Origin of the sequence: Arthrobacter pigmenti, assembly GCF_011927905.1 — a bacterium.
GTDB lineage: Bacteria > Actinomycetota > Actinomycetes > Actinomycetales > Micrococcaceae > Arthrobacter_D > Arthrobacter_D pigmenti.
Window position 1 is genome coordinate 998,296 of the sequence record NZ_JAATJL010000001.1, and the last position, 24,575, is coordinate 1,022,870.

Genomic DNA, 24,575 nt, shown 5'->3' on the forward strand with positions numbered 1-24,575 from the left:
GCCGCACGTTCCACTAGAAATATGGTCACTGCATGGACTCAGCAATCGAGGTGCGCTCACTGCGTCGGACGTTCGAAGCCAGCAGGAAGCAACAAAGCAAGGGCACAGCGCCCAAAGTCGCCCTGAATGATGTCGATCTCACCGTAAGCCCCGGTACCGTCCACAGTCTGCTCGGCCCGAATGGTGCGGGCAAGACAACACTGTGCAAAATCGTCTCCACAATGCTCCTCCCCAGCGCGGGCAGCGCAAACGTGGCGGGTTTCGACGTCGTGAAAGAGACCCGGCAGGCCAGAGCCGGCCTGGGCGTCGTGCTCGGCGGCGAGCGCGGACTCTATGACCGGCTCACACCGGTTGAAAACCTGATGTTCTGGGCCGCGATGTACTCGATGCCACGGCGAAAGGCCAGGGTCAGAATCGCGGAACTGCTGGAAAAGCTGGGGCTGACAGGTGTGGAAAACCAGCGCGTTGAAACCTTCAGCAGGGGTATGAAGCAGCGGCTGCATCTGGCACGGGGACTGATCGCCGACCAACCGGTACTCATTCTCGACGAACCGACCGTAGGCATGGACCCGGTCGCCGCCAATGGGTTCCGCGCCCTGATTCGCGATCTTAGGTTCGAAGGCAAGACCATCCTGCTGACCACCCACAACATGGAGGAAGCGGGCGACCTCTCGGACCGGCTGAGTTTCATCGACGGCGGTCGGATCATCGCGGAGGGCACCCCGAGCGAGCTCATGCGAAGTACCGGATCCGGGTCAAGGCTTGAGCTGCCGGACCTCAGCTCCAGCCAACGCAGCGAGATCCTGGCGTCAATCGAACCGTTGGATGCCCAGGTGAGCGAGGACGGAACCGGCGGGCTGGTGTTGGTCCTGGAAGAACAGGCAGTGACGAAGGCGCTGACCATCGTCGCCGCGGCAGGAGTGTCCGTCTTTTCGGTCACGCCACCGAGCCTGGACGATCTCTACGTGAACCTTGTCGGCGATCGCGGAATGAGCTTGGGATGAGCGCAACGCACACCTCAACGGTCATGGCTGGCGCAGTTATGCAGCACAGGCGCATGCGGGGAAACGCCGACTGGTATCTCACTCTCTTCACAGCTCCGATGCTGACCCTGGTTTTCCTCGCTATCACCCAGTATGCAGGGCGCTCTGACCTGAGTGGCTACGCCGTCCTCGCGCCCGGGCTGATAGCGCTGTGGGGCATGTGCCTTCATACCGCGGGCGAACTCATCACCCGGGACCGCGAAGCCGGAACGCTGGAGCTTCTGGTGGCGGCGCCGTCGTCGTTCTCCGCTTTGTTGACCGGGAGGGTAGGGGTGGTGACCTGCATGGGCCTGGTGGGATTCGTTGAGTCCTGGCTTGTGGGGTGGATCTTCACCGGTGAACCTGTGGCGATCCGGCACCCGGTCCTGTTCGCCGCGACCATGGTGTTGCTGGTGTTCGCGATGGTCGGCACTGCGCTGTCGATGGCGGCGGTATTCGTGCTCGCCCGCTCGGCCCGCTCCTTCCAGAACTCCCTCAGCTATCCCTTCTATCTCCTCGGCGGCGTGATGGTCCCGGTTGCCCTGCTCCCGGAGTGGGTCCATCCCGTTTCGGCGCTCGTTTTCCTTTCCTGGGCTTCGGATCTACTGCGCGAATCACTGACCATCGAGCTGGCGGGCGATGCCGCCTTCAGCCTGATGATGCTCGGAGTCCTTGGCGTGCTCTCCTACGTGATCGGGAATGTGTTGGTGAGGGCGTCCATCAATCGGCTTCGACGGACGGGGAAGATGACCTATGCCTGAACCAACCGCGACATTGAACGTGGTGCGAAGCGCTGCGCACATTGCCTTCGCAGATTTCCGCACGGTTTACTCACCGCTGACGTGGTGTGTCGGCTGGCTCGGGCGCGTCATCATGCAGGTCTTGTTCTTTGCCGTGATCGGCCTGCTCCTGAAGGAACCCGGCGCGATCCTGTATCTGTTCATCGGGCAGGCAGTCTTCCTGACCGCATCCGAGACGCTGTTCGCCATCCAGTCCACCCAGTGGGAGCGGGCCTCCGGAACCTTAGGCTTGCTGACGGTCGCGCCGGCCCGGTTGTGGCCGGTCTTCGTCGGCAGGAGCCTGCAGTGGATGCCGAGCGGAGTGGGAACCGCGTCGATCGTCCTCTTCGGAATCGGACCGCTGCTCGGCGTCGAGTGGAGCCTGCCTGCGGCTGTTGCCGCCGTCGTCGGGCTCGCCTGTGTTGCCTGCGGCACGTACGGGATGGCGCTCTTCGTTGCGTCATTCGTGCTGAGAGTGCCGCACTGGCGTAACGTCGTCGCGAATCTGGTTCAGTCCGCCCACACGCTCCTGTGCGGCGTGGTGGTACCGGTGGCGTTCTGGCCCGAAGGCGTGCAATTGGTGGCGCAGGTGTTTCCCATGATTCATGGTTTGGCGGCCATCCGCGCTGTGCAGGGCACCCAGGCGGTATCCGTCGGGACGATCGGGCAGTTGGGGCTGTGCCTCGCGATCGGACTCGGCTGGCTGGTGTTGGCGGTCCTGATGTTCGAACGGTTCGCGCAACACGGTCGCCGAACCGGCTCGATCGACTTCGATTAGCGGGTCACAATGGGTAGGCGGATTTATCCAACCAATCCAGACGACAAAGGCTTATCCGATGACCCTGACCATGCGTCGCGTGACTGAAACAGATTACGACGACGTCCGCCGGATTACGCGGGACGCCTACGTCGGCGCGGGCTACTTCGAAGATCCAAACCACCCGTACGTCCAGGTGCTCACCGATGTTGAACACCGGGCAGCGCACGCCGAGGTGTGGGTTGCGGAACTGGGCGGCGCCGTCGTCGGCTCCGTTGCGATCACCTTCGAAGGCCAGCGTTACACGGACATCGCGATTGCCGGGGAACTCGAATTCCGCATGCTCGCCGTGGACCCGGCGGTGCAGCGCGGTGGAATCGGCCGCCGCATGGTCGAGTGGATCATCGGGTATGCGCGCACGCTGGAAGGGATAGACGCGGTCAGTCTCACCAGTGGCTCCAACATGGTGCGCGCCCACGGCCTCTATGAATCGCTCGGATTCGAGAGGGTGCCAAGCCGCGACTGGTGGGTCCCGGATGAGGACATCCACCTCTGGGTGTTCCGCCTGGCGCTTCAGTAATGCTGGGGACAGGACGCTCTCCTCGCGCCCGTAGACTAGAACCCGAAACCTGAGTACATCGAAAAGATCCTGGAGAAACATGCCCGAGATCACCCGTGAGGACGTCGCGCATCTCGCCCGGCTCGCCCACATCGACATGAGCGCCGAGGAGCTGGACCGGATGACCGGCGAGCTTTCGGTCATTGTCGACTCCATCAAGACCGTCAGCGAAGTGGCGGGCGAGGACATCCCGGCCACAAGCCACCCCATCCCGCTCAGCAACGTGTACCGGGATGATGTCATCGGCGAAACCCTCACCAACGAGGAAGCCCTGAGCGGCGCACCGGACAACGCAGCGGGCCGGTTCAAGGTCCCCGCAATCCTGGACGAGGAGTAGGCCATGACAGATCTGACCAGGCTCAGCGCTTCCGGCCTCGCCGAGAAGCTCGCGTCCCGCGAGGTTTCGGCCGTTGAAGCAGTCCAGGCACACCTTGACCGCATCGGCGAAGTGGACCCGGCGATCAACGCCTTCCTGCACATCAACACCGATGAGGCGCTTCGCGTCGCTTCCGAGGTGGACAAAGAGCGTTCCCTAGAGGACGCTATGCATCCGCTGGCAGGCGTACCGATCGCCGTCAAGGACCTCATTGTCACCAAGGGCCAGCCCACCACAGCCGGTTCGAAAATCCTTGAGGGTTGGCACAGCCCGTACGACGCAACAGTGGTGCGGCGCCTTCGCGACGCGAAGATGCCGATCCTCGGCAAGACCAACCTCGACGAGTTCGCGATGGGCTCCTCCACCGAACATTCGGCGTACGGACCCACCCGGAATCCATGGGACCTGGACCGCATTCCCGGTGGCTCCGGCGGCGGATCGGCTGCTGCCGTCGCAGCCTTCGAAGCGCCGCTTGCGCTCGGCACCGATACCGGCGGCTCCATCCGCCAGCCCGGTGCGGTCACCGGCACCGTCGGAGTTAAGCCGACCTACGGCGGCGTCTCCCGCTACGGTGCGATTGCGATGGCTTCGTCACTGGACCAGATCGGTCCGGTCACACGCACGGTGCTCGACGCCGCACTGCTCCACGAGGTCATCGGCGGTCACGACCCCCATGACTCAACGTCGCTCACCGATCCCGTCGGCGCGCTCGTTGACGCCGCCCGCAACGGCGACGTCAGGGGGATGCGGATCGGCGTGATCAAGGAGCTGCAGGGCGACGGCTACCAGGACGGCGTCCAGGCCCGCTTCAACGAGGCGCTGGACCTGCTGCGCCAGGCCGGTGCCGACGTCGTCGAGGTTTCATGCCCCAATTTCAGGTACGCCCTCGGCGCGTATTACCTGATCATGCCGTCGGAGGCCTCGTCCAACCTCGCGAAGTACGACGGCGTGCGCTTCGGAATGCGTGTTGTGCCCGACGGCGCTCCCACCATTGAGCGCGTCATGGGCGCCACCCGCGCCGCCGGCTTCGGGGACGAAGTGAAGCGCCGCATCATCCTTGGCACCTACGCGCTGAGCGCCGGATATTACGACGCCTACTACGGTTCGGCGCAGAAGGTCCGCACACTGATCCAGCGTGACTTCGACGCCGCATTCGGGCAGGCTGACATCCTGATTTCGCCAACCGCGCCCACCACGGCGTTCAAGCTGGGCGAGAAGCTGGACGATCCGCTCGCCATGTACCTGAACGACGTCGCCACCATCCCCGCGAACATGGCCGGCGTCCCCGGCATCTCGATACCCGGAGGCCTTGCCGACGGGCTGCCGGTCGGCATCCAGTTCCTGGCCCCCGCACGCCAGGATGCACGCCTCTACCGGGCAGGCGCAGCACTGGAAACGCTGCTTGAGAACACCTGGGGCGGACCCCTCCTGGCACAGGCACCCGAGATCGCTGGAGTGAAGTAGATGAGCACTGCAACCGCCGAAATCCTTTCCTTCGAAGAGGCCCTGCAGAAGTATGATCCGGTACTCGGGTTCGAGGTTCACGTTGAACTGAACACCCGGACCAAGATGTTCTCCTCCGCGCCGAACGCGTTCGGGGATACACCGAACACCAACGTCACTCCCGTGGATCTGGGGCTGCCCGGTGTGCTCCCGGTCATCAACCGGGTAGCTGTCGAGTCCTCCATTAAGATCGGGCTCGCACTGAACTGCAAGATCGCCGAGAAGTGCCACTTCGCCCGGAAGAACTACTTCTACCCGGACACCCCGAAGAACTTCCAGACTTCGCAGTATGACGAACCGATCGCCTACGACGGGTCGATCGACATCGAACTTGCTGACGGCACGGTCTTCACGATCGAGATTGAACGCGCGCATATGGAGGAAGACGCCGGCAAGCTCACCCACATGGGCGGGTCCACTGGCCGCATCCAGGGCGCCGAGTTCTCACTCGTGGACTACAACCGAGCAGGCGTACCGCTCGTGGAGATCGTCACCAAGCCGATCGTCGGGGCGGGGGAGCGCGCACCGGAACTGGCCAAGGCGTACGTCGCAGCCATCCGCGAGATCGTCAAGAACCTCGGTGTTTCCGATGCACGCATGGAGCGAGGCAACGTCCGCTGCGACGCCAACGTCTCCCTCAAGCCCAAGGGCCAGGAGAAGTTCGGCACCCGCACCGAGACCAAGAATGTGAACTCGCTCCGGGCCGTCGAGCACGCTGTCCGCTACGAGATCCAGCGGCACGCCGCTGTCCTCGACTCCGGCGTTGCGATCACCCAGGAAACCCGGCACTGGCACGAAGACACAAGGTCGACGACGGCGGGCCGTCCCAAGTCCGACGCCGACGACTACCGCTACTTCCCTGAGCCGGACCTTGTTCCGGTGGTTACGGACGATGCGTGGATCGAGAAGCTTCGCAGCGAGCTGCCCGAACCACCGGCAGCCCGCCGTAAGCGTCTCCAGGCTGACTGGGGCTACTCGGACGCCGAGTTCCGTGATGTCGTCAATGCCGGCGTCATGGACTCCATCGAGGAAACCGTCGCCGCCGGGGTCAAACCGGCAACGGCGCGGAAGTGGTGGATGGGCGAGATCTCCCGCCGTGCCAAGGTTGCCGACGTCGAACCCGCCGAACTGGGCGTCACACCGGCCATGATCGTTGAGTTGCAGGGGCTGATCGACGCCGGCAAGATCAACGACAAGCTCTCCCGCGAGGTGCTCGACGGCGTCCTTGCCGGCGAGGGTACGCCCACGGAAGTGGTCTCCCAGCGAGGCCTTGAAGTGGTGTCCGACGACGGCGCCCTCCTTGAAGCGATCGACGGCGCCCTCGCTGCACAGCCCGATGTCGCGGACAAGATCCGGGGCGGGAAGCTGCAGGCGGTCGGCGCCATTGTCGGTGGCGTCATGAAGGCTACCCGTGGCCAGGCCGACGCCGGCAAGGTCCGCCAGCTGATCCTGGAACGCCTAGGGGTCGAAGGCTAGCTCTTTCCAGGGGTGAGGAAGCCATGGCGAACATGCCGGCCGCGGAGATCGACATCACTACTGAACTGGTGCAGCGACTTCTCGACGAACAGCACCCTGACCTCTCCGGACTGCCGCTCACGCTGGTCGCCAACGGCTGGGACAACGCGATCTTCCGGCTTGGCAAGGAGTTCGCCGTCCGGCTGCCTCGACGCGAGGCGGCGGCGAACCTCATCGTCAATGAGCAGCGTTGGCTGCGCATACTCACTCAAGGTGTGAAGGCGCTGACGCCGGTCCCGCAGCGGACCGGCGCGCCGTCGTCGTACTTTCCCTGGTACTGGACGATCACCCGCTGGATCGAAGGGCCGTTGGCGGCCGACCTCCCTGCCGCCGACCGGACAAGGGCAGCGGAACAGTTGGCGGACTTCGTCCTCGCGTTTCAGCAGCCGGCACCCGCAGACGCTCCGCGGAACCCGGTGCGGGGAGTTCCGCTTTCCACACGCAGCAGGGCGGTGGAGAAGAGGATCGGCGGTGCAGGACTGGCCGCAGAACTTTCCGCCCTCTGGGTCGAACTGCGCGACCAGCCGCCTTGGGAGGGCGAACCGCTGTGGCTCCACGGAGACCTCCATGCCGCGAACATCGTGCTGGACTCCCACTGCCGGCTACTCGGCATCCTGGATTTCGGTGATCTGACCAGCGGAGACCCAGCCACGGATCTCGCTGCAGCCTGGATGGTCTTTGACAGAAACGGACGCCGCGCCTTCATCAACCGAATCAACGGCGAACGTCCCACCGATGCCGCCACGTGGCAGCGGGCACGCGGATGGGCGCTCTGCATGGGATCAGCAATGGCCGCGACCTCCGATGACAACCCCGACTTCCAGTCGATGGACCGGAACATCCTGCACGAGGTACTCACCGACGCAGGAGATGAAGGGAAAGCATGAACTGGACACACGTATCGCGCGTGCAGACCGAGGGCGACAATCACGTAGAGGAGGACGCCTGCGGCTACCGGGGCAATGCCGTCTGGATGATTGACGGTGCCACCTCCCTGCTCGACGAACTGGATCTTCCCGGTGCCTCCAACCCGTCCTGGTATGCGCGCGTTCTGGATCTTGCGATTGCGGAAAGCGTGGGACCGGCTGATCCGCGCGCGGTTCTGGCAGCCGCGCTTGGCAGAGTGGACGAATTGGGACACCAGCTGGTGGGAGCTGAGTCCCAGCGCTTTCCCAGTGCGGCTGTGTCGCTGGTAACGGCCGACGACGACGGCGGCGGCCTGCACGTTCTCAGCCTCGCGGACTGCCACGTCGTGGCGGCCCTCAATAACGGCGAGGTACGCCACGTCGGGGAAGGAATCAGTGAGCCTTCCGCGTCCGCAGAACAGTTGCGTCAGGCACGGCTGGACCGCAACACTCCCGGCGGCGTCTGGGTCGCGCGAAGGGAGCCGGCCGCCGCTGAACAAGCGCGGCTGGTCTCATTCGGGCCGGCGCACACGGTTGCGCTCGCCTCGGATGGGGCGTGGCGCGCCGTGGATCTCGGTCTGGTCAGCGGACCGGCGGAGTTCCTCGAAGCCGTGCGGACGCCCATCGGCGCACAGGAACTGCTGCTGACACTGCGAAGCGCCCAGGAGGAGATCGGTGAATCGGCCGACGACGCCTCAGTGCTCTGCGTCGCACTCGCGTAGAGCTGGGAATCAGAGCCGGAAGTACCCGGCGGTTCCCAGCACCGGAGTTCCGGCGGCGTACCGGTCCAGCACCGCGCGCTGCACCGAGGATGTCCGGGGCAGCGACGCGAGAGAATCGGTGTCGCGGGTGCGGAAGACGAAGTACAGCGCATCGGTCGGCTCAGCACCCTGACGCCCAAGAAGCGTGAATCGGTCAGCGAATCGCGCCACGTTGGAGGTGTCCGGCAGTTCGAACCGGAGGCCGGGATCGAGCATCCAGGAATCGCAGGTCGCAAAACCCGGAGGTGCCTGGGGGAAGTGCGCGGGGAAGAATGCGCGCGCACGTTCAATGGAGGCATCCACTGCATCGGGATCGAGCGGCTCTGAAGTCTCCGGGATATGAATGCCGAGTGCGTAGGCGCCCTCCCCATCGGGCAGTGCAGGATCCGGCCTGTAAAGCATGAACTGCAGCCGGCCCAGCTGGAACATGGTGCCCTGTGCATGAGCCACAAGCCAGCGCCACGTTTCGAGCCCGAACGCACCGTGGACCCGCCGGTGCAGCGCGAAGTGCCGTCCCCAATCGGGAAGGGAATCGGCAACCACGTCCTCCGGGACGCCGCGCGCCCGGTACCAGTCCAGCAGCTCGGGCACGAAGCGCAGCAGGCCGGCTGTCCACACCGATTCCGGGTATTCGGGAAGCTTCGGTTTCTCAGTCAATACGCCGAGGCGCGTGCGCAGCGACTCGAGCGCTCCCAGCACTTCGGAATCAACGGGCGCTTCCAGCAGTTCCCGGCACGCGTCCCGATCAGCGGACGGCAGCCGTAAAAGGTCAAGATGGTCCTGAGTCATGCCCTGCGTTCCCGTTCCACGTGCACTTCCACTCATCAGCCGCTGACGAGGACGTCAGGGTCTGTTAGAACAGTACCTAACGCTTCGGCGATCGGCGCGGCCGAAAGCGCCGCGAACCAGGCGGGTGTACAACGACGGAGGTGGGTACGCTGTGGCTCTGACAGCAGATGTCCTGATTGTTGGCGGAGGCATTGCGGGACTATCCCTGGCCTCGGCGCTTTCCTCGGAGTACCCGGATCTTGAGGTGATCCTGGTCGAAGCGGAACAGACACTTGCCTACCACACCTCCTCCAGGTCCGCCCGGCAGCTCATCCCGAGCTACGGCCCGCCACAGGTCCGCCAGCTCACCGAACGAACACTGGATTTGATCCGGGAGTTCGAACAGGAACTGCCCGAACCGATCCTCGTTCCGCGCAGCTTCATGCTCGTCGGAGCGGAAGCGGACGTCACAGCGCGGGCAAGCGGTGCGATGCAGCGCATCTCCATCAGCGAGGCTGAGAGTCTCTGCCCGCAAATTGCCGCAGCGGGGTTCGAGGCAGCCGGGCTCGACACCACCGCGTTCGGTTCCAACACTGAAGCGCTGCTGCAGTACCACCACACTCGTGCCGAAGCCGGGGGCTGCCGGATACTCACGGGAGCGCCCGTCCACTCCGTACAGCGGTTGCGCAGCGGATGGGAAGCCGGTGCCGGAGCGCACGGCGTGCATGCCGCCGTCGTCGTTAATGCCGCGGGCGCCTGGGCCGATGAACTGGCCGTCCTGTCCGGTGTTGCCACCCAGGGTCTGCGCCCCTACCGACGAAGCGCCGCAGTGGTGAACGCGGCCAATCCGCCCACACCCGATGCGCCGATGGTTGCCGCGGCTGATGACACCTTCTACTTCCGGCGGGATGACGCCGGTGTGCTGGTCTCGCCGTCGGAATCCATTCCCAGCGTGCCTGAGGACGCACAACCGCGGTCGGAGGACATTGCGGAGCTGATCAACCGGCTCAACCGGTTGACCACCCTCGGCATCGGGGACGTTGTCCGATCGTGGACCGGACTGCGGACACAGGCTGCCCACGGCTTGCCGGTGGTGGGTTTCGACCCCGAAGCAAGCGGCTTCTTCTGGCTCGCGGGCCAGGGCGGCTACGGATTCCAGACCTCATCCGGGATCGCGGAGCTCGCATCCCGACTCATCGCCGGTGGGGAAACCGACCAACGGATCACCGGGGCGCTCGCACCCCAGAAGTAAACGTGAGCGCCGTTAGCACAAGCAGGTCTAGAGTAAAACCATGAGGGTTGAACAGACACCACTTCCGGGAATCGGTGTGCGCAAGGACATTGTGACGGCGTCCGGCCGGCGCATCGGGACGGTCACCCAGCGGGACGGCGAGACGGAGCTCATTGTCTCGCGCGCCGATGATCCGGATGCCTGCCTGGCATCCATCCCGCTCACCGCGGATGAAGCATCCACGTTGGGCAACCTGCTCGGCGCGCACCAGGTGGTGGCACAGCTGACCGAAGAACACCGGGACCTTCCCGGCGTCAACACGCGTCAGTTCCTGATCGACATCGACTCTCCCTATGACGGACGCAAGCTCGGTGACACCAAAATGCGGACCCGGACCAGCGTGTCCCTGGTGGCAGTCCTCCGCAAGGGCCAGGTACAGGCTTCACCCACCCCGGACTTCACTCTCGCAGCCGGCGATCTCCTCGTTGCCGTCGGCACTTCTGAGGGGCTCGACGCCGCCGCCGAGATACTTCGCGGCGGCTGAGCCGCCCATGGGGAATCACAGTGCACTGGTCCTCATTGAATTGGGGGCCGTTTTCTTCGGCCTTGGAATCCTCGGCCGGCTCGCAGGACGAATCGGTCTTTCGCCGATCCCGCTCTACCTCGTGGGCGGTCTCTTCTTCGGGCAGGGCGGATTCGTTGAGCTCGGCGGACTCGAAGAGTTCAGTGCAATTGCCAGCGAGATAGGCGTCATCCTGCTCCTGCTGCTCCTTGGCCTCGAGTACACGGCAGGTGAACTGGTCACCGGCCTCCGGCAGTCCTGGATGGCAGGCATCCTGGACATCCTCCTGAACTTCCTGCCCGGCGTCGTCATCGCCCTGATTCTCGGCTGGGGGGCCGTGGGCGCCCTGGTATTGGGCGGCGTCACGTACATCTCCTCCTCAGGCATCATTGCCAAAGTGCTCACCGACCTGGGGCGGCTCGGCAACAGGGAAACCCCCGTGGTGCTGTCCCTGCTGGTGTTCGAGGACCTGGCGATGGCGGTCTACTTGCCCATCCTGACCGCCGTCCTCGCCGGTGTGAGCTTCGCCGGAGGACTTCAGGCCGTCGGAATTTCACTGGTGGTCGTGACCATCGTGCTCGTCATCGCCCTGAAGTTCGGCAACGCGGTCTCCGCCGTCGTCGACTCCAAGGACCGGGAAGTTTTCCTCCTTACCCTGCTTGGCGCCGCGCTGCTCGTTGCCGGCGTAGCTTCAGCAATGCAGGTCTCGGCTGCCGTCGGAGCTTTTCTCCTGGGCATCGCGATTTCGGGGGCGACTGCCACCAACGCGACCAGGCTCCTGGAGCCCCTGCGTGATCTGTTCGCCGCCGTCTTCTTCGTGGTGTTCGGGCTCAACACGGATCCGAGCACCATCCCGCCGGTACTCGGGTATGCGCTCCTGCTGGCGGTCATCACCTCCGTCACCAAGGTAGCGACGGGCTGGTGGGCTGCCAAACAACAGGGCGTCGGTAAGCTTGGGCGGGCGCGCGCCGGTGCTGCGCTGATCGCCCGGGGCGAGTTTTCCATCGTCATCGCCGGCCTGGCCGTAGCCTCCGGTGCAGTGACCGATGAGCTTGCCGCCCTCGCCACTGCTTACGTGCTGCTGATGGCTATCCTCGGTCCGGTCGCCGCGCGGCTCGCCGAACCGGTCATGGGCTTCCTCACCCGCAAAACACCGCAAACCGTCTGAGTCGTCAGAAGCACACGGTGACATTGCGGATTCGCGTTGGTTGCGTTTTGAGCCGGGTTGGCCGCTGAAACGCCTGCACAAGCAGCCGCAGTAACGGTTGGGCGCCATAGTCTGTAGAGCCGGGTCTTTCCACCCGGCGCAGCCCTACGATGATTCCACCTACTCCTCCTTGAAAGGTGGTGCATCATGCACAAAATTCGTGCGCTGCTGGCGGCCCTGCTCCTGATTGCCGGGCTTGGCCTGGTGGTGCCGAGCAGTGCCACAGCAGCTGGCTACTGTGGGATTACCTGGGGATCGTTGGCCAAGAGCAGTACCGCTCAGACCAGTGCCCCGATAGTCAACGCACGCGCCGGACGCCATGCCTGCTTCGATCGGCTTGTGATCGATGTTCGGGGCAAAGGCGCCGGCTACACCGTCAGGTACGTAAGCGCCGTCGTCGGCGTTTCCGGTATGGCTACTCCGCTGCGCGGTGCCGCCGACCTGCAGGTGACCGTTAACGCACCCGCGTATGACTTCCGCGGCAACGCAACCTACCGCCCAGCCGTCCGGAGTGAAGCAGTCAATGTGTCTGGTTTCACCACGTTCCGCCAGATGGCTTTCGTCGACAGTTTCGAGGCCCGCACCACCTTCGGTCTAGGTGTGCGAGCCCGCCTTCCTTTCCGTGTCTTCACTCTCGATGGCCCGGGAACCTCATCACGCCTCGTCATTGACGTGGCGCATCGCTGGTAACCCCACACTTCAGTGCACTGGTTCTTGGTGATCCGCTCGGCTAGACCAGCGGATCACCAAGAACGACGTCGACGGCGTCAAGCACCGAACCCGCCACCACCAGCTTTCGAACGGCTTCTATTTCAGGGGCCAGGTACCGGTCAGTGCCGGGCCCCTGAACAACCTCCCGGATGGTTGTCCGCGCAGCGCGGATCGCAGCGGAACTCAATGAATTCCCTCCGCCGCCGTCGCGCTGATCAAGTCCCCGCGCAGCGGTCAGCAGCTCCACCGCCAGGACACGTTCAAGCCCGTCCAGCGCCCGCCGCAGCTTCAGCCCTGCGGACCAGCCCATGGACACATGGTCCTCCTGCATGGCCGAGGACGGAATGGAGTCCACGGACGCCGGAACCGCCAACCGTTTGAGCTCCGAGACTATCCCGGCCTGCGTGTACTGGGCGATCATGTGCCCGGAATCCACCCCGGGGTCGTGGGCCAGGAACGGGTTCAGCCCGTGGTTGCGGCTCTTGTCGAGGAAGCGATCCGTCCGGCGTTCGCTCATCGATGCGAGGTCTGCGACGGCGATGGCCAGGAAGTCGAGGGCGTAACCGATGGGCGCGCCATGGAAGTTTCCGTTGGATTCCACGCGACCGTCAACAGTGACCACCGGGTTGTCGATTGCCGAGCCGAGCTCAATGGATGCAACCGACTCCACATGCGCCAACGTGGACCTGGCAGCGCCGTGAACCTGCGGGGCGCACCGCAGCGAATAGGCGTCCTGGACGCGGGTGAAACGGTGTTCGCTGCGTTCAGCGGAGTCATGCTGGCCGATCAGCCGCGACCCGGCAAGTACCCGCCGGATATTTGCCGCCGAAGCCACCTGTCCTGGGTGCGGACGCAGCTGATGCAGGTCCTCGGCAAACACACTGTCGGTTCCCAGCAGTCCCTCGACGCTCATTGCGGCGGCAAGATCGGCGGTCCGGAGCAATCGGTGGAGGTCCGCAGAGGCAAGGACCAGCATCCCCAGCATGCCGTCCGTGCCGTTGATGAGCGCCAGGCCTTCCTTCTCGCGCAGCTCCACCGGCGCAATTCCGGCGGCAGCCAGCGCATCAGCGGCGGGCAGCAGTGCGCCGTCGTCGTTCCTTACTTCGCCCTCGCCCATGAGGGCCAACGCAACGTGGGAGAGCGGGGCAAGATCACCCGAGCAGCCCAGCGAGCCGTACTCACCAATGACCGGCGTGATGCCGGCATTCAACATCTGCGCGTAGGTGTGGGCCACGATGGGCCGGACGCCGGTGCGTCCGGTGGCCATGGTGGAGAGCCTGCCGAGCATGAGTCCGCGCACCACCTCGCGATCCACTTCAGCACCCGACGACGCCGCGTGGCTGCGGATCAGACTCCGCTGCAAGTGGGTGCGTTTCTCCACTGGGATGTGCTTGGTGGCCAGCGCGCCGAAACCGGTGGAGACGCCGTAGTGGGGGGTGGGGTCGTCGATGAGGGACTCGATCACCGAGCGGCTGGCCTCCATCGCCGCGACGGCGTCACCGCTCAGCTCTACGCGCGCTCCGTGGCGGGCGACCGCAACAACATCCTTCGGCGCCAGCGCACCGCGACTGACCGTGACCGTGTATTCGACCTGCATTCCGTCCTCTTCTCCGCTGCACAACCAAGTTGCTCTTGCCAATAGATGAAATGAGCGTTTCAATAAGTGAAATACAAATTTGGTTACAACGCAAGGATGGATTCGTGGCGGATACGTCAACCCGCACCGTCGAGCGGGCACTGCTGCTGCTCGGTACCGTGTGCGACCGCGGCTCGGTCACACTGGCTGATGCTGCGCGCGACGCAGGCCTTTCCGCGTCAACGGCGCTGCGTCTGCTGCGGACACTGGAAGGCACGGGCTTTGTTCGACGGGACGACGACGGCTACCGGCCGGGAATGCGCGTTGTGCAGTTGGGCGCACAGGCACTTTCGCACGAGTCACTGGTTTCGCTGGCGGAAGCGGCGCTGGAACGGCTTGTGGATTCGACCGGCGAATCCGCCTACCTCAACGTTCCCTCGCACGACGGCCACGGCATCTACCTCGCGGTCCGCGAAGGCACCCACTCGGTACGGCACACCAGCTGGGTTGGCCGCAGCATTCCGCTGACCGGCTCCGCCGCGGGCGCTGTGTTGAGCGGAGGGACACCCGGGAGCGGGTTCGTCGTCGTCAGCAACGGCATTGAACCCGACGTCACGGCCATCGCCGCTCCGGTGGTCTCCGGCGGCCAGGTGGTGGCATCGCTCAGCGTTGTAGTGCCCAGCTACCGGATCACCGACGCCGGAGCGCAGCAAATCGGCCGCCTGGTCGCCGCTGAGGCGGCCGGTATCCTCACGCCCCAGCACGTGAAGAACAATCCAGACACCCCCACAACAGACGCCCCGACAACAGGAGTCCACTCATGACATTCACCCAGCACGATTCCTCGCGTTCGGTCCGCGCACCGCGCGGAACGAGCCTGACCGCCAAGTCCTGGCAGACCGAAGCGCCGCTGCGGATGCTGATGAACAACCTCGATCCCGAGGTCGCCGAACGCCCGGAGGACCTGGTGGTCTATGGGGGGACAGGCAGGGCTGCCCGCAGTTGGGAATCCTTCGACGCGATCGTGGCGGCGCTGAAGGACCTCGAGGATGATGAGACCCTGCTGGTGCAATCCGGCAAGCCGGTAGGGGTTTTCCGCACCAATGCCTGGGCCCCGCGCGTACTGCTCGCCAACTCGAACCTGGTGGGGGATTGGGCCACCTGGCCGGAGTTCCGGCGCCTGGAAGCCGAAGGCCTGACTATGTACGGGCAGATGACCGCCGGGTCCTGGATCTACATCGGTACCCAGGGGATCCTGCAGGGCACGTACGAGACCTTCGCCGCCGTCGCGCGCGCCCTGTTCACCTCGGAGGACGCAACCCTCGCGGGCACACTGACGCTCACCGCCGGCTGTGGCGGGATGGGCGGTGCGCAGCCGCTGGCGGTGACGCTGAACGGCGGTGCGGTGCTGATTATCGACGTCGATGAAACCCGCCTGAGGCGCCGGGCCGCCAAACGGTATCTCGACGTCGTCGCCGACGATCTTGAGGACGGCCTGCGGCAGGTACTCGCCGCGAAGGCTGAACGCCGGCCGCTGTCGGTCGGCGTGGTGGGCAACGCCGCAGAGATTGTGCCGGCGCTGCTTGAGCGGCAACGAAACGGTGAGTTTACCGTCGATATCGTGACCGACCAGACCTCCGCTCACGATCCCCTCAGCTACCTTCCCGAGGGAGTAGCCGTGGATGAATGGGAGCGCGAGGCGGCCAGTGATCCGGACGGCTTCACCAAGAAGGCGCAGACCTCCATGGCTCGCCACGTCGAAGCGATGGTCGGTTTCCAGGATGCAGGCGCCACTGTCTTCGATTACGGGAACTCGATCCGCGACGAAGCGAGGAAGGGCGGGTACCCGCGGGCATTCGACTTTCCCGGCTTCGTGCCCGCCTACATCCGTCCGCTCTTCTGCGAGGGTCTAGGTCCCTTCCGCTGGGTTGCGCTGTCCGGCGATCCTGCGGACATCGCCGTCACCGATGCAGCACTCAAGGAGCTGTTCCCCGAGAACAAGCACCTGCACCGCTGGCTCGACGCCGCCGGCGATCTCGTCGAATTCGAGGGGCTGCCCGCACGCATCTGTTGGCTCGGCTACGGCGACCGCGCCAAAGCCGGCCTGCTGTTCAACCGGCTCGTCGCCGAAGGCAAGGTATCCGCACCGATTGTGATCGGCAGGGATCACCTCGATTCAGGCTCAGTCGCATCCCCGTACCGGGAGACCGAGGGCATGGCAGACGGCTCTGATGCCATCGCCGACTGGCCGCTGCTGAACGCCCTGCTCAATACCTCCTCCGGCGCCACCTGGGTGTCCATCCATCACGGTGGTGGAGTGGGCATCGGCCGGTCAATCCACGCCGGGCAGGTGTCAGTGGCGGACGGGTCCGCGCTCGCCGCCGAGAAGCTGGAGAGACTCCTGACCAACGATCCGGGCACCGGCGTCATCCGCCATGTCGACGCCGGTTATGAGCGTGCGCAGGAGGTGGCCCGTGAGCGTGGTGTCCGCATTCCAATGCAGCCGTGAACCCTCAGGCATTCTCCCAGAGGCCAATGATGTTGCCCTCAGGGTCGCGGAAGTAGGCGGCGAATCCCATGTCACCGACGGCCATCTTCTCGCCGACAGTGGATCCGCCCAGCTCCTGAACCTTTGCGAGCGCGGTGTCGATGCTCTCCACGTCCACGGTGATGACCGGGGTGGGGGAGCTCTCCGGATCCCGCTTGTACATGCCACCGTTGATGAACCCGGGCTCGCTCGGCATGCCCTGCTCGCCGACGGGGCCGGAGGCGACCATGGTGTATTGCATTTCCGGCATCTCGTTCATGTTCCAGCCGAACGCGTCGCGGTAGAAGCTCCGCGCGCGGTCGCCGTCGTCGAATGGAATCTCGAAATGCACCACGCGTCCGCTCATGAAAATAGCCTCCTGCAAGGGTGGGGTTGGAATAGCCGTGTTGGTGAGTCTAGGCCCGCGAGCCGAAGCTGAACAGGGGCTTCCCAGACAAACGCAGGAACATTCTTGGAACCGGAAGGAAAATCTTTGGAAACGGTTAGTAATCTGCTGGAAGCCATCGACGACGTCGGCCGCGACGCAGCGCGCGGCGGCTATTCCCGGCCTGTCTTTTCAACTGCTGAACTGGACCTGAGGTCCTGGTTCGAGGAACAGGCCACCCGGCGGGGGCTCGCCGTTGAAACCGACCGGAACGGCGTCCTCTGGGGCTGGTGGGATTCCGCCACAGGGAACGGCCGCCGGGGCGCGCTGGTAACCGGAAGCCACCTCGATTCCGTTCCCGGGGGAGGCGCGTTCGACGGCCCGCTCGGCGTCGCGTCCGCGCTCGCCGCTGTCGACATCCTGCGTGAACGCGGTGTGGAACCCCAGCGATCACTGGCTGTCGCCGTGTTCCCGGAGGAAGAAGGTTCCCGCTTCGGAGTGGCCTGCCTGGGCTCCCGCCTGCTGACCGGGGCGATCGATGCTGACAAGGCGCGGAACCTGAAGGATCCTGACGGCACAACCTTCGCTGAGGCGGCACAAGCCAGAGGACTGAACCCGCAACACCTTGGCAGGGACGAAGAAGCGCTGGGCAGGATCGGTGACTTCGTGGAACTGCATGTCGAGCAGGGGCGCGGGCTGATCGACCTCGACTCTCCCGTGGCGGTAGGAACCTCGATCATCGGCCACGGGCGCTGGAAGCTCACCATCACAGGGCAGGGCAACCATGCCGGCACCACGCTGATGGAGGACCGGGCGGATCCCATGGTCGCCGCAGCCCAGGTCATCCTCGCCATCCGTAAGACCGCAGCGGCAACGGCCGATGCCCGTGCAACGGTCGGCCGCGTGCAGCCCATCCCCGGCGGCACTAACGTCATCGCGTCCCGGGTTGAACTGTGGATCGATATCCGCCACCCGGATGATGCCACGACCGCCGCCCTCGTCGAAAGCATTCACGGTCAGGCGCAGAAGGCTGCAGCCTTCGAGGGCTGCTCGGCGTCTTTGACGCAGGAGTCCGTCAGCGGCACAGTGACGTTCGACGCCGAACTTCAGCGCCAGCTTTCCCTGGCCATGCCCGGGGCGCCGGGCCTGCCGACAGGTGCCGGTCACGACGCCGGCATCCTCGCTGGATACGTGCCCTCGGCCATGCTCTACGTGCGTAACCCGACCGGTGTCAGCCATTCGCCCGAGGAGCACGTGGAACCCGACGACGCCGATCACGGCGCCACCGTGCTCGCCGACGTCCTCAAGCGCCTGCTGTGAGAACCCTCTGGTGCGAGCGGGCCTGGATCGAGGACGGAGACAACGCACCGGACATTCAGCACGGCGTTCGGGTGGAGTACGACGACGGCGGTATTGTCCGCGCCGTGAACGTCGGCACCGAGCCTCCACCGGACGCGCTGGTGTTGAGGGGAATAGTCTTCCCCGCTGCCTCCAATGCTCATTCGCACGCCTTTCACCGGGCACTCCGCGGCCGGACCCACGGCGAAAGCGGGACATTCTGGACCTGGCGCCAGGCAATGTATCGAGCCGCAGGAGCCTTGACACCGGCCCTGTACGAGGAGCTTGCAACCGCCGTCTACACCGAGATGGTGACTGCCGGCTGGACCAGCGTGGCCGAGTTCCACTACCTGCACCATCGCCCGGACGGAACACCCTACGGGTGGAAGGGCGACAGCGGCGCCCATGGGAGCGCCCACGCGATGGAGCGCGCTCTTGCGCGCGCGGCAGTGACCGCCGGCATCCGGCTCATCCTGCTCGATACGTGCTACCTCTCCTCGGGTTTCGGTGCTCCCCTTCAGCTGGAGCAGATTCGCTTCAGCGACGGCAGCTCAGCCGCGTGGCTTACCCGGTTGGACGCCTTGCGGAGTGCCTTCGCTGACGAGTTCGACGCCGCACAGGTTTCCGTGGGTGCGGCCCTCCACTCCGTCCGCGCCGTGGACGAGGCTGCGCTCGCCGAGATAGCGCGTCAACTGCCGGTGGACCTGCCCCTGCACATTCACCTCTCGGAGCAGCCGGCGGAGAACAGCGATTGCCTGGCAGCGACCGGCCTCACTCCCACTGGCTTGCTGGCGAGGCACGGGCTGCTGTCGAGCCGGCTTACGGTCGTCCACGCGACCCATCTCACGTCTGCCGACATCCGGCTGCTCGGCGACGCGCACGTCACCGTGGCGATGTGCCCAACAACCGAAGCCGACCTCGCCGACGGCATTGGTCCTGCCCGCGCACTCCACGACGCCGGTGCTCAGGTGGCGCTCGGGACGGACCAGCACGCCGTCATCGACCCCTGGCTGGAGATGCGGGCCCTGGAGCACGGCGAGAGGCTCGCCGGCGGCCGGCGCGGCCGGTTCGCGCCGGCGGAACTGATCCGCATCGCTGCGGCTGGGGGTGCGCGCGCCCAGGGCAGGACCGGCCCGGGCCTGGCAGTCGGCCGACTGTGCGACCTCGTCGCACTGGACCCGCGCAGCACCCGTACAGCCGGATCCCGCCCCGACCAGCTCCCGCTGACCGCTACGGCACAGGACATCACCGCCGTCGTCGTCGGGGGAGTGGCGGTGGCACGGGACGGCCGCCATATCCGGCTTGGGAATCCGGCCGACCTGTTGGCCACGGCAATCGACAAACTGGAAGCGGCCGGTGAGCCAGAAGGCGCCGCTGCGTCCAAGGACTGAAAGAGAGCGCCATGACGTCCCTGCTGATCACCAACATCGGTGAACTGATGACCCAGGACCGCGAGCATCGGGTCCTCGCCGATGCCGCCGTCGTGCTGGAGGGCGAACGGATCTCCTGGATCGGAGCGGCTTCAGCGGCGCCCGCCGCCGATGAAGAGTACGACGCCGGCGGGCGGGCCTGCCTGCCCGGCTGGGTGGACAGCCACACGCACCTGGTGTTCGCGGGTGATCGCACGGCGGAGTTCGAGGCGAGGATGGCCGGGCAATCATATGCGGCCGGTGGGATCTCGGTGACGGTTGATGCAACCCGGCGGGCCACGGACGAGGAACTGGCGCAACTCGTGACCGCGCGGGCTGCTGAGGCGGCAGCGGGCGGAACCACATACCTCGAGACGAAAACCGGGTACGGGCTCGACGTCGACGAGGAGGCACGCGGCGCCCGCATCGCGGCCAAGGTGGCCGACGAAGTGACGTTCCTCGGCGCGCACCTCGTGCCCGATGGGTGGGCGGCCGACGATTACGTACAGCTGGTAACGGGCGCCATGCTTTCCGCCGTCCGCCCGTACGCGCAGTGGGCCGATGTCTTCTGCGAAACAGGTGCTTTCACTCCGGATCAGAGCCGTGAAGTGTTGCGTGCGTGCCGCGATGCCGGACTGGGACTGCGGGTCCACGGTAACCAGTTGGGACCGGGCGGCGGCGTGCAACTGGCGGTCGAGCTGGAGGCCGCGAGCGTGGATCACGTCAACTATCTCGGCCGGCCTGACGTCGACGCCCTTGCCGGTTCCTGGTCTTCCTGGGACTCCGGTGCGGGTAGGCGCGGCACTGTGGCTACCTGCCTGCCGGCCTGCGACCTGTCCACGCGGCAACCGCTCGCGCCGGCCCGGAAGCTGCTGGACGCCGGCGTCGAAATCGCGATTGCGTCGAACTGCAATCCCGGGACCTCCTACACAACGTCCATGGGCTTCTGCGTAGCAACTGCCGTGCTGCAGATGGGGTTGACCGTGCATCAGGCGGTGCGGGCTGCCACCTTCGGGGGAGCGCTTGCGCTTCACCGGGAGCAGGGAAACGACGACGACGGCGCCCGCGCTGTGGGATCTCTGGCCGTCGGACATCGCGCGGACCTGCAATTGTTCAGTGCACCGTCGGCTACGCATCTCGCTTACCGGCCTGGCATGCAGCTCACCCATGCGGTATGGCGTAAGGGCATTCGCGTAGCGTGACAACGTGTTGCACGTCAAAGGGTCGTCCGGTCATGGACCGGACGACCCTTTGAAGCGACCCCAGGCTTCGGCCGGGCTCGGTTGCGTGCTACTTCATGGTGCCTTGGGAGACCGATCCCTGCAGCTGGCGCTGGAAGATCACGTACACCACAAGAACCGGTGCAACCGTGATGACAACGGCTGCAAACAAGGCACCGAAGTCGACGGCGTAACCCATCTGGGAGGCAAACCGCGCAAGGCCCTGGGAAAGCACGTAGTTGTCGACGTTGGTGTTCAGAGCCACCGGAATGAGGAACTGGTTCCACAGTCCGAGGAAGTTGAAGATCGCAACTGACGCTATCCCGGGTTTTGCCATCGGCAGCATGACCTGGAAGAAGGTCCGCCAGTCTCCGGCACCGTCGATCGCCGCGGCCTCGCCAATCTCATACGGGAGGGTCCGGAAGAACGAGTACAGGAAGAACACCGTGAACGGCAGCGCGAAGGCCACGTAGGTGATGATCAGGCCGGGCAGGGTGTTGAGCAGTCCCATGTTCTGCAGGATGAAGAACAACGGAACGATTGCCAGGAAGATCGGGAAGGTCAGCCCGGCCAGCATGAGGTAATAGATGGCCCTGCTGCCACGGAAGGTGAATCTCGCCAGGACGTAGGCGCACATTGATCCCAGCACCATCACAATGATGAGTGCACTTCCCACCACAATGACCGAGTTGAGGAAGTAATCCCCGATGCCGGCTGTGGTCCAGGCGTTGACGTAGTTCGCGAAGTTCAAGCCCTCCGGCAGTGCGAACGTGGACGCGAAAATCTCTTCAGTCGATTTGAAGGACGTCATCAAGGTCCACAGCAGTGGCAACACCACAATGAGGGACCACAGAATCAGGGCGGTGTGGGATACAGTTCCTACAACCTTGTCGCTCCCGGTGGAATCCTTGTGTTTCCGGGGCCCAGCGACGGGAGGAGTGTCCTTTGCGTGCTTGGTTTCCGCGACTTTGGTGGTCATAGCCGGACGTCCTTCTTCGTGCCTCCGGTGAGGCTGTTGATCAGGAACACGAGTCCCGCAAAGGTAAGGGTCACGAGCGCGAGGATCACGCCCATGGCACTCGCCCGCCCGAACTGACCCTGACTGAACGCAGTGTCCAGGAGAACCTGTGGCATCACAATGGTGGAGAATGCAGGGCCGCCGCCCGGGTTCATCGCTTCCATGTAGACGAAGGCGTCAAGTGCGAGGATTCCCATATAGATGTAGGCGGTCTGCACGTTGTCGCGGATCATCGGGATGGTGACGCTGACTGCAGTGCGGAACCGCCCTGCGCCGTCGAGGCGGGCCGCCTCGTAAATCTCAGCGGGTATACCCTTGATCGCTGCAACGAACAGGACCATGTAAAAACCCACGAACCCCCAGATGATGACGAACATGGACACCGGCATTGCGGTAGCCACCTCGCCCAACCATGCGTAGTTGATGAACTGGTCGAGTCCGAGCCCGGTGAGTGCGCCATTGACCAGGCCATTCGGCGCGAACACCTGACGCCACATCAGGCCGATGGCGATTGCCGGGATCACGTAGGGGAAGAAGGAAACCACCCGGTAGAAACCGGCGTGCTTCAGGCCGGAAATCTGTCCTTTGCTCCTGCCGCCTACGGTCACAAGCGTCGCCAGAATAAGGCTGAGGATGATGGTGACGATCGGTAGCACAATCACGAGCACCACGTTGTTGCCCAGCGACTTCACGAAAGTATCGTCCTGGAACAGACGAACGTAATTGTCGATACCGATGAAATTCATCACCGGGGTGAATCCTGACCAGTCCGTCATCGAGTAGTAGAAGGCCTGGATGAACGGAGACACTACGAAGATCAGGTACACCGCGAGGGGTAAGCCCAAAAAGACGGCAAAGAAACTGACACGGCCAAACGAAAAATTTCGACGGCGGCGCCGGCCACCCTTGCGAGGGGTGGCCGGCGCAGCGCGATCTATTGCTGCAGTCACTGTACTTCTAGCTTCTCAATCGAGTCGTCGTTACGGATGGCGTCGGTGATGGCCTGCAGTTCAGTGGTGAGTCCTGCAGCATCGATTTCCCCGTCGAGGAAGCTGTTCATCCACACCAGATGGTCCTGGTTCATGCCGTAGAAGTCAATGAAGGACCAGGTGAAGACGTTCTCCCCCGCAGCCTCGAGGAGTTCAACCTGCGAGACGAGCGCGGTCGAGCCGAAGCCGTCCTCCGGCACGGTGCCACGCACAATGGTGGGGGAGAGCTTCGACTCGGTGAAGTTCGTTGCTGCTTCCTTGGAGAGCATGGTCCGCATGTACTCCTTGCCGCCCGCAACGTTCGCACCCTGCGAGGGAACGATGAAGGGTTCGCCCGCTGCGCTGTGCAGCGCTTCGTACGGCAGGGCCGGGCTGCTGGACACGGTGGGGACAGGTGCGCCGGTGAGCTGGAAGTTCTCCGCCATTTGGTCGCGCATCTCGTTTTCGATCCATGATCCGGAGGGGTAGAGCAGCGCTTCCTGGCCCTCTCCGATCCACTGTGCCTGCGCGGCCGTGAACTGTGTGCCGGAACCGCCGGGAAGCACGTAACCTGCTGCGATGATCTCCTCGAGCGCGGTGAAGACCTCCTGGAGTGCAGGTTTTGACCAGCAGTCTGCTTCGAGGTTTTCCAGCGCGAGACGAACCTCGTGTCCGCCTTCCTTGATCCCCGAGGCGATAGCCAGTTCAAGGTAGTAGCTGGCTGCTTCCTGGCCCCAGCAGAACAGGTACTTGTCCTGAGCCTTGGCTTGCTCGCCCAGGGCCATCATCTCGTCCCAGGTTGTCGGTACTGTCCAGCCGTTCTCGTCGAACAGCGACTGGGAGTACCAGAGGGCATAAACAGTGAGCACATAGTTAATGGCAGCAAGCTTGCCGTCGAAAGTTCCTGGCTGCAGGACGCCCGGGAAGAGCGTGTCCCGGATGGTTTCACCTTCGATGTTCTGCGCATCAATGACGTCGGTGAGATCCTCGAGTTGAGCGAGGATGGTAGCGATGCCGATAGCGTTTGCGCCCGAGTTGTCAATAACGTCCGGCGGGTTGCCACCGACGAAGCGGGGCTGAAGCTCCTGCGCCAGGTTGGTCGATGGAGCGACATTAACAGTGACACCCTGGTTCTCGGCCATCAGTTCGCCGGCGAACTCGGCGTAGTCGATGCCGTAGCCGCCATTGAAGATGACTACGTCGACCGTGGAATCAGCCGCAACTCCGAAGGGATTGGTATCCGAGACTTCGCCCTCAGGCGCGTTGCCGCCGTTCGGTGCGCCGCCGCCTGCGGCGCACGAGGCAAGCGCTCCTCCGAGCGGAATGAGTGCTGCGGTCGCGAGCGCGCCCTTAAGGAAGTTGCGGCGCTCGACCGGCTTTTTTGGGAAGTTCATCTTCTTGCCTCCATTGGTAGGAAT

At 64.5% G+C, this 24,575-nt stretch carries 24 protein-coding genes; 18 read left to right on the top strand and 6 right to left on the bottom strand.

Annotation, left to right across the window (positions count from 1 at the left end):
* The first annotated feature begins 32 nt into the window (after positions 1-32).
* From BJ994_RS04570 to BJ994_RS04610, 9 genes are all read left to right on the top strand, one after another.
* On the top strand, positions 33-1,004 hold the full coding sequence (locus BJ994_RS04570; RefSeq protein WP_167991945.1) for an ABC transporter ATP-binding protein: 972 nt from the start codon (positions 33-35) through the stop codon (positions 1,002-1,004).
* Positions 1,001-1,783 (top strand): ABC transporter permease, encoded by a 783-nt coding sequence (locus BJ994_RS04575; protein ID WP_167991947.1) that lies wholly within the window; start codon positions 1,001-1,003, stop codon positions 1,781-1,783. Before BJ994_RS04570 ends, BJ994_RS04575 begins: the two co-directional genes overlap by 4 nt.
* On the top strand, positions 1,776-2,579 hold the full coding sequence (locus tag BJ994_RS04580; protein ID WP_167991949.1) for an ABC transporter permease: 804 nt from the start codon (positions 1,776-1,778) through the stop codon (positions 2,577-2,579). The genes BJ994_RS04575 and BJ994_RS04580 overlap by 8 nt, the downstream gene beginning before the upstream one ends.
* A gap of 70 nt (positions 2,580-2,649) precedes the next feature.
* The gene (locus BJ994_RS04585; protein ID WP_245192407.1) at positions 2,650-3,138 is read left to right on the top strand and encodes a GNAT family N-acetyltransferase; all 489 of its coding nucleotides are present in this window, start codon (positions 2,650-2,652) and stop codon (positions 3,136-3,138) included.
* Positions 3,139-3,217: 79 nt separating this feature from the next.
* Positions 3,218-3,514: an Asp-tRNA(Asn)/Glu-tRNA(Gln) amidotransferase subunit GatC gene (gatC, locus tag BJ994_RS04590; protein WP_167991953.1), complete on the top strand. Its 297-nt coding sequence runs from the start codon at positions 3,218-3,220 to the stop codon at positions 3,512-3,514.
* Between the two features lie 3 nt (positions 3,515-3,517).
* Entirely contained in the window at positions 3,518-5,017 is a 1,500-nt protein-coding gene (gatA, locus tag BJ994_RS04595) for an Asp-tRNA(Asn)/Glu-tRNA(Gln) amidotransferase subunit GatA (protein WP_167991956.1), read from the top strand.
* Entirely contained in the window at positions 5,018-6,532 is a 1,515-nt protein-coding gene (gene gatB / locus BJ994_RS04600; protein ID WP_167991959.1) for an Asp-tRNA(Asn)/Glu-tRNA(Gln) amidotransferase subunit GatB, read from the top strand. It begins immediately after the preceding gene.
* Positions 6,533-6,555: 23 nt separating this feature from the next.
* Complete coding sequence (locus BJ994_RS04605; RefSeq protein ID WP_167991961.1) at positions 6,556-7,458, top strand: aminoglycoside phosphotransferase family protein; 903 nt, start codon at positions 6,556-6,558, stop codon at positions 7,456-7,458.
* Positions 7,455-8,198 (top strand): hypothetical protein, encoded by a 744-nt coding sequence (locus BJ994_RS04610; protein ID WP_167991964.1) that lies wholly within the window; start codon positions 7,455-7,457, stop codon positions 8,196-8,198. Before BJ994_RS04605 ends, BJ994_RS04610 begins: the two co-directional genes overlap by 4 nt.
* Before the next feature lie 9 nt (positions 8,199-8,207).
* On the opposite strand, the gene BJ994_RS04615 is transcribed toward BJ994_RS04610, so the two are convergent.
* A complete protein-coding gene (locus tag BJ994_RS04615) occupies positions 8,208-9,026 on the bottom strand; it encodes an acyltransferase domain-containing protein (RefSeq protein ID WP_167991967.1) in 819 nt (272 codons plus the stop codon).
* Positions 9,027-9,177: 151 nt separating this feature from the next.
* Here BJ994_RS04615 and BJ994_RS04620 point away from each other — a divergent pair, with 151 nt between their 5' ends.
* From BJ994_RS04620 to BJ994_RS04635, 4 genes are all read left to right on the top strand, one after another.
* Positions 9,178-10,257: an FAD-dependent oxidoreductase gene (locus tag BJ994_RS04620; RefSeq protein ID WP_167991969.1), complete on the top strand. Its 1,080-nt coding sequence runs from the start codon at positions 9,178-9,180 to the stop codon at positions 10,255-10,257.
* A gap of 40 nt (positions 10,258-10,297) precedes the next feature.
* On the top strand, positions 10,298-10,780 hold the full coding sequence (locus BJ994_RS04625) for a cation:proton antiporter regulatory subunit (protein WP_167991971.1): 483 nt from the start codon (positions 10,298-10,300) through the stop codon (positions 10,778-10,780).
* Positions 10,781-10,787: 7 nt separating this feature from the next.
* On the top strand, positions 10,788-11,966 hold the full coding sequence (locus BJ994_RS04630; protein ID WP_167991974.1) for a cation:proton antiporter: 1,179 nt from the start codon (positions 10,788-10,790) through the stop codon (positions 11,964-11,966).
* Between the two features lie 186 nt (positions 11,967-12,152).
* Positions 12,153-12,695, top strand: coding sequence for an AMIN-like domain-containing (lipo)protein (locus BJ994_RS04635; protein WP_167991976.1), 543 nt, complete (start codon positions 12,153-12,155; stop codon positions 12,693-12,695).
* A 40-nt stretch (positions 12,696-12,735) separates the two neighbouring features.
* Here BJ994_RS04635 and hutH read toward each other — a convergent pair whose 3' ends face one another.
* Complete coding sequence (hutH, locus tag BJ994_RS04640) at positions 12,736-14,313, bottom strand: histidine ammonia-lyase (protein WP_167991979.1); 1,578 nt, start codon at positions 14,311-14,313, stop codon at positions 12,736-12,738.
* 104 nt (positions 14,314-14,417) lie between these two features.
* Here hutH and BJ994_RS04645 point away from each other — a divergent pair, with 104 nt between their 5' ends.
* Positions 14,418-15,116: an IclR family transcriptional regulator domain-containing protein gene (locus BJ994_RS04645; protein WP_167991981.1), complete on the top strand. Its 699-nt coding sequence runs from the start codon at positions 14,418-14,420 to the stop codon at positions 15,114-15,116.
* Positions 15,113-16,801: a urocanate hydratase gene (gene hutU / locus BJ994_RS04650; protein ID WP_167991983.1), complete on the top strand. Its 1,689-nt coding sequence runs from the start codon at positions 15,113-15,115 to the stop codon at positions 16,799-16,801. The genes BJ994_RS04645 and hutU overlap by 4 nt, the downstream gene beginning before the upstream one ends.
* A gap of 4 nt (positions 16,802-16,805) precedes the next feature.
* Here the strand turns inward: hutU and BJ994_RS04655 are convergent, their stop codons facing one another.
* The gene (locus BJ994_RS04655) at positions 16,806-17,186 is read right to left on the bottom strand and encodes a VOC family protein (RefSeq protein ID WP_167991986.1); all 381 of its coding nucleotides are present in this window, start codon (positions 17,184-17,186) and stop codon (positions 16,806-16,808) included.
* A 126-nt stretch (positions 17,187-17,312) separates the two neighbouring features.
* Between BJ994_RS04655 and BJ994_RS04660 the strand changes: the two genes are divergently transcribed.
* Genes BJ994_RS04660 through hutI form a run of 3 tightly spaced genes read left to right on the top strand, consistent with a single transcriptional unit; the run spans position 17,313 to position 21,153 of the window.
* Complete coding sequence (locus tag BJ994_RS04660; protein ID WP_167991988.1) at positions 17,313-18,524, top strand: allantoate amidohydrolase; 1,212 nt, start codon at positions 17,313-17,315, stop codon at positions 18,522-18,524.
* A complete protein-coding gene (locus BJ994_RS04665) occupies positions 18,521-19,933 on the top strand; it encodes a formimidoylglutamate deiminase (RefSeq protein ID WP_167991990.1) in 1,413 nt (470 codons plus the stop codon). The genes BJ994_RS04660 and BJ994_RS04665 overlap by 4 nt, the downstream gene beginning before the upstream one ends.
* An 11-nt stretch (positions 19,934-19,944) precedes the next feature.
* Positions 19,945-21,153, top strand: coding sequence for an imidazolonepropionase (gene hutI / locus BJ994_RS04670; protein WP_167991992.1), 1,209 nt, complete (start codon positions 19,945-19,947; stop codon positions 21,151-21,153).
* Positions 21,154-21,241: 88 nt separating this feature from the next.
* Here hutI and BJ994_RS04675 read toward each other — a convergent pair whose 3' ends face one another.
* From BJ994_RS04675 to ngcE, 3 genes are all read right to left on the bottom strand, one after another.
* Complete coding sequence (locus tag BJ994_RS04675; protein ID WP_167991995.1) at positions 21,242-22,150, bottom strand: carbohydrate ABC transporter permease; 909 nt, start codon at positions 22,148-22,150, stop codon at positions 21,242-21,244.
* A complete protein-coding gene (locus tag BJ994_RS04680) occupies positions 22,147-22,998 on the bottom strand; it encodes a carbohydrate ABC transporter permease (RefSeq protein ID WP_342450284.1) in 852 nt (283 codons plus the stop codon). Before BJ994_RS04680 ends, BJ994_RS04675 begins: the two co-directional genes overlap by 4 nt.
* Positions 22,999-23,135: 137 nt before the next feature.
* Positions 23,136-24,551, bottom strand: coding sequence for an N-acetylglucosamine/diacetylchitobiose ABC transporter substrate-binding protein (ngcE, locus tag BJ994_RS04685; RefSeq protein WP_167992001.1), 1,416 nt, complete (start codon positions 24,549-24,551; stop codon positions 23,136-23,138).
* Between the last annotated feature and the right edge of the window lie 24 nt (positions 24,552-24,575).

Coding starts and splice junctions, on each gene's coding strand:
- BJ994_RS04570 (WP_167991945.1), top strand. CDS start 33: ATGGACTCAGCAATCGAGGTGCGCTCACTGCGTCGGACGTTCGAAGCC.
- BJ994_RS04575 (WP_167991947.1), top strand. CDS start 1,001: ATGAGCGCAACGCACACCTCAACGGTCATGGCTGGCGCAGTTATGCAG.
- BJ994_RS04580 (WP_167991949.1), top strand. CDS start 1,776: ATGCCTGAACCAACCGCGACATTGAACGTGGTGCGAAGCGCTGCGCAC.
- BJ994_RS04585 (WP_245192407.1), top strand. CDS start 2,650: ATGCGTCGCGTGACTGAAACAGATTACGACGACGTCCGCCGGATTACG.
- gatC (WP_167991953.1), top strand. CDS start 3,218: ATGCCCGAGATCACCCGTGAGGACGTCGCGCATCTCGCCCGGCTCGCC.
- gatA (WP_167991956.1), top strand. CDS start 3,518: ATGACAGATCTGACCAGGCTCAGCGCTTCCGGCCTCGCCGAGAAGCTC.
- gatB (WP_167991959.1), top strand. CDS start 5,018: ATGAGCACTGCAACCGCCGAAATCCTTTCCTTCGAAGAGGCCCTGCAG.
- BJ994_RS04605 (WP_167991961.1), top strand. CDS start 6,556: ATGGCGAACATGCCGGCCGCGGAGATCGACATCACTACTGAACTGGTG.
- BJ994_RS04610 (WP_167991964.1), top strand. CDS start 7,455: ATGAACTGGACACACGTATCGCGCGTGCAGACCGAGGGCGACAATCAC.
- BJ994_RS04615 (WP_167991967.1), bottom strand. CDS start 9,026: ATGACTCAGGACCATCTTGACCTTTTACGGCTGCCGTCCGCTGATCGG.
- BJ994_RS04625 (WP_167991971.1), top strand. CDS start 10,298: ATGAGGGTTGAACAGACACCACTTCCGGGAATCGGTGTGCGCAAGGAC.
- BJ994_RS04630 (WP_167991974.1), top strand. CDS start 10,788: ATGGGGAATCACAGTGCACTGGTCCTCATTGAATTGGGGGCCGTTTTC.
- BJ994_RS04635 (WP_167991976.1), top strand. CDS start 12,153: ATGCACAAAATTCGTGCGCTGCTGGCGGCCCTGCTCCTGATTGCCGGG.
- hutH (WP_167991979.1), bottom strand. CDS start 14,313: ATGCAGGTCGAATACACGGTCACGGTCAGTCGCGGTGCGCTGGCGCCG.
- hutU (WP_167991983.1), top strand. CDS start 15,113: ATGACATTCACCCAGCACGATTCCTCGCGTTCGGTCCGCGCACCGCGC.
- BJ994_RS04655 (WP_167991986.1), bottom strand. CDS start 17,186: ATGAGCGGACGCGTGGTGCATTTCGAGATTCCATTCGACGACGGCGAC.
- hutI (WP_167991992.1), top strand. CDS start 19,945: ATGACGTCCCTGCTGATCACCAACATCGGTGAACTGATGACCCAGGAC.
- BJ994_RS04675 (WP_167991995.1), bottom strand. CDS start 22,150: ATGACCACCAAAGTCGCGGAAACCAAGCACGCAAAGGACACTCCTCCC.
- ngcE (WP_167992001.1), bottom strand. CDS start 24,551: ATGAACTTCCCAAAAAAGCCGGTCGAGCGCCGCAACTTCCTTAAGGGC.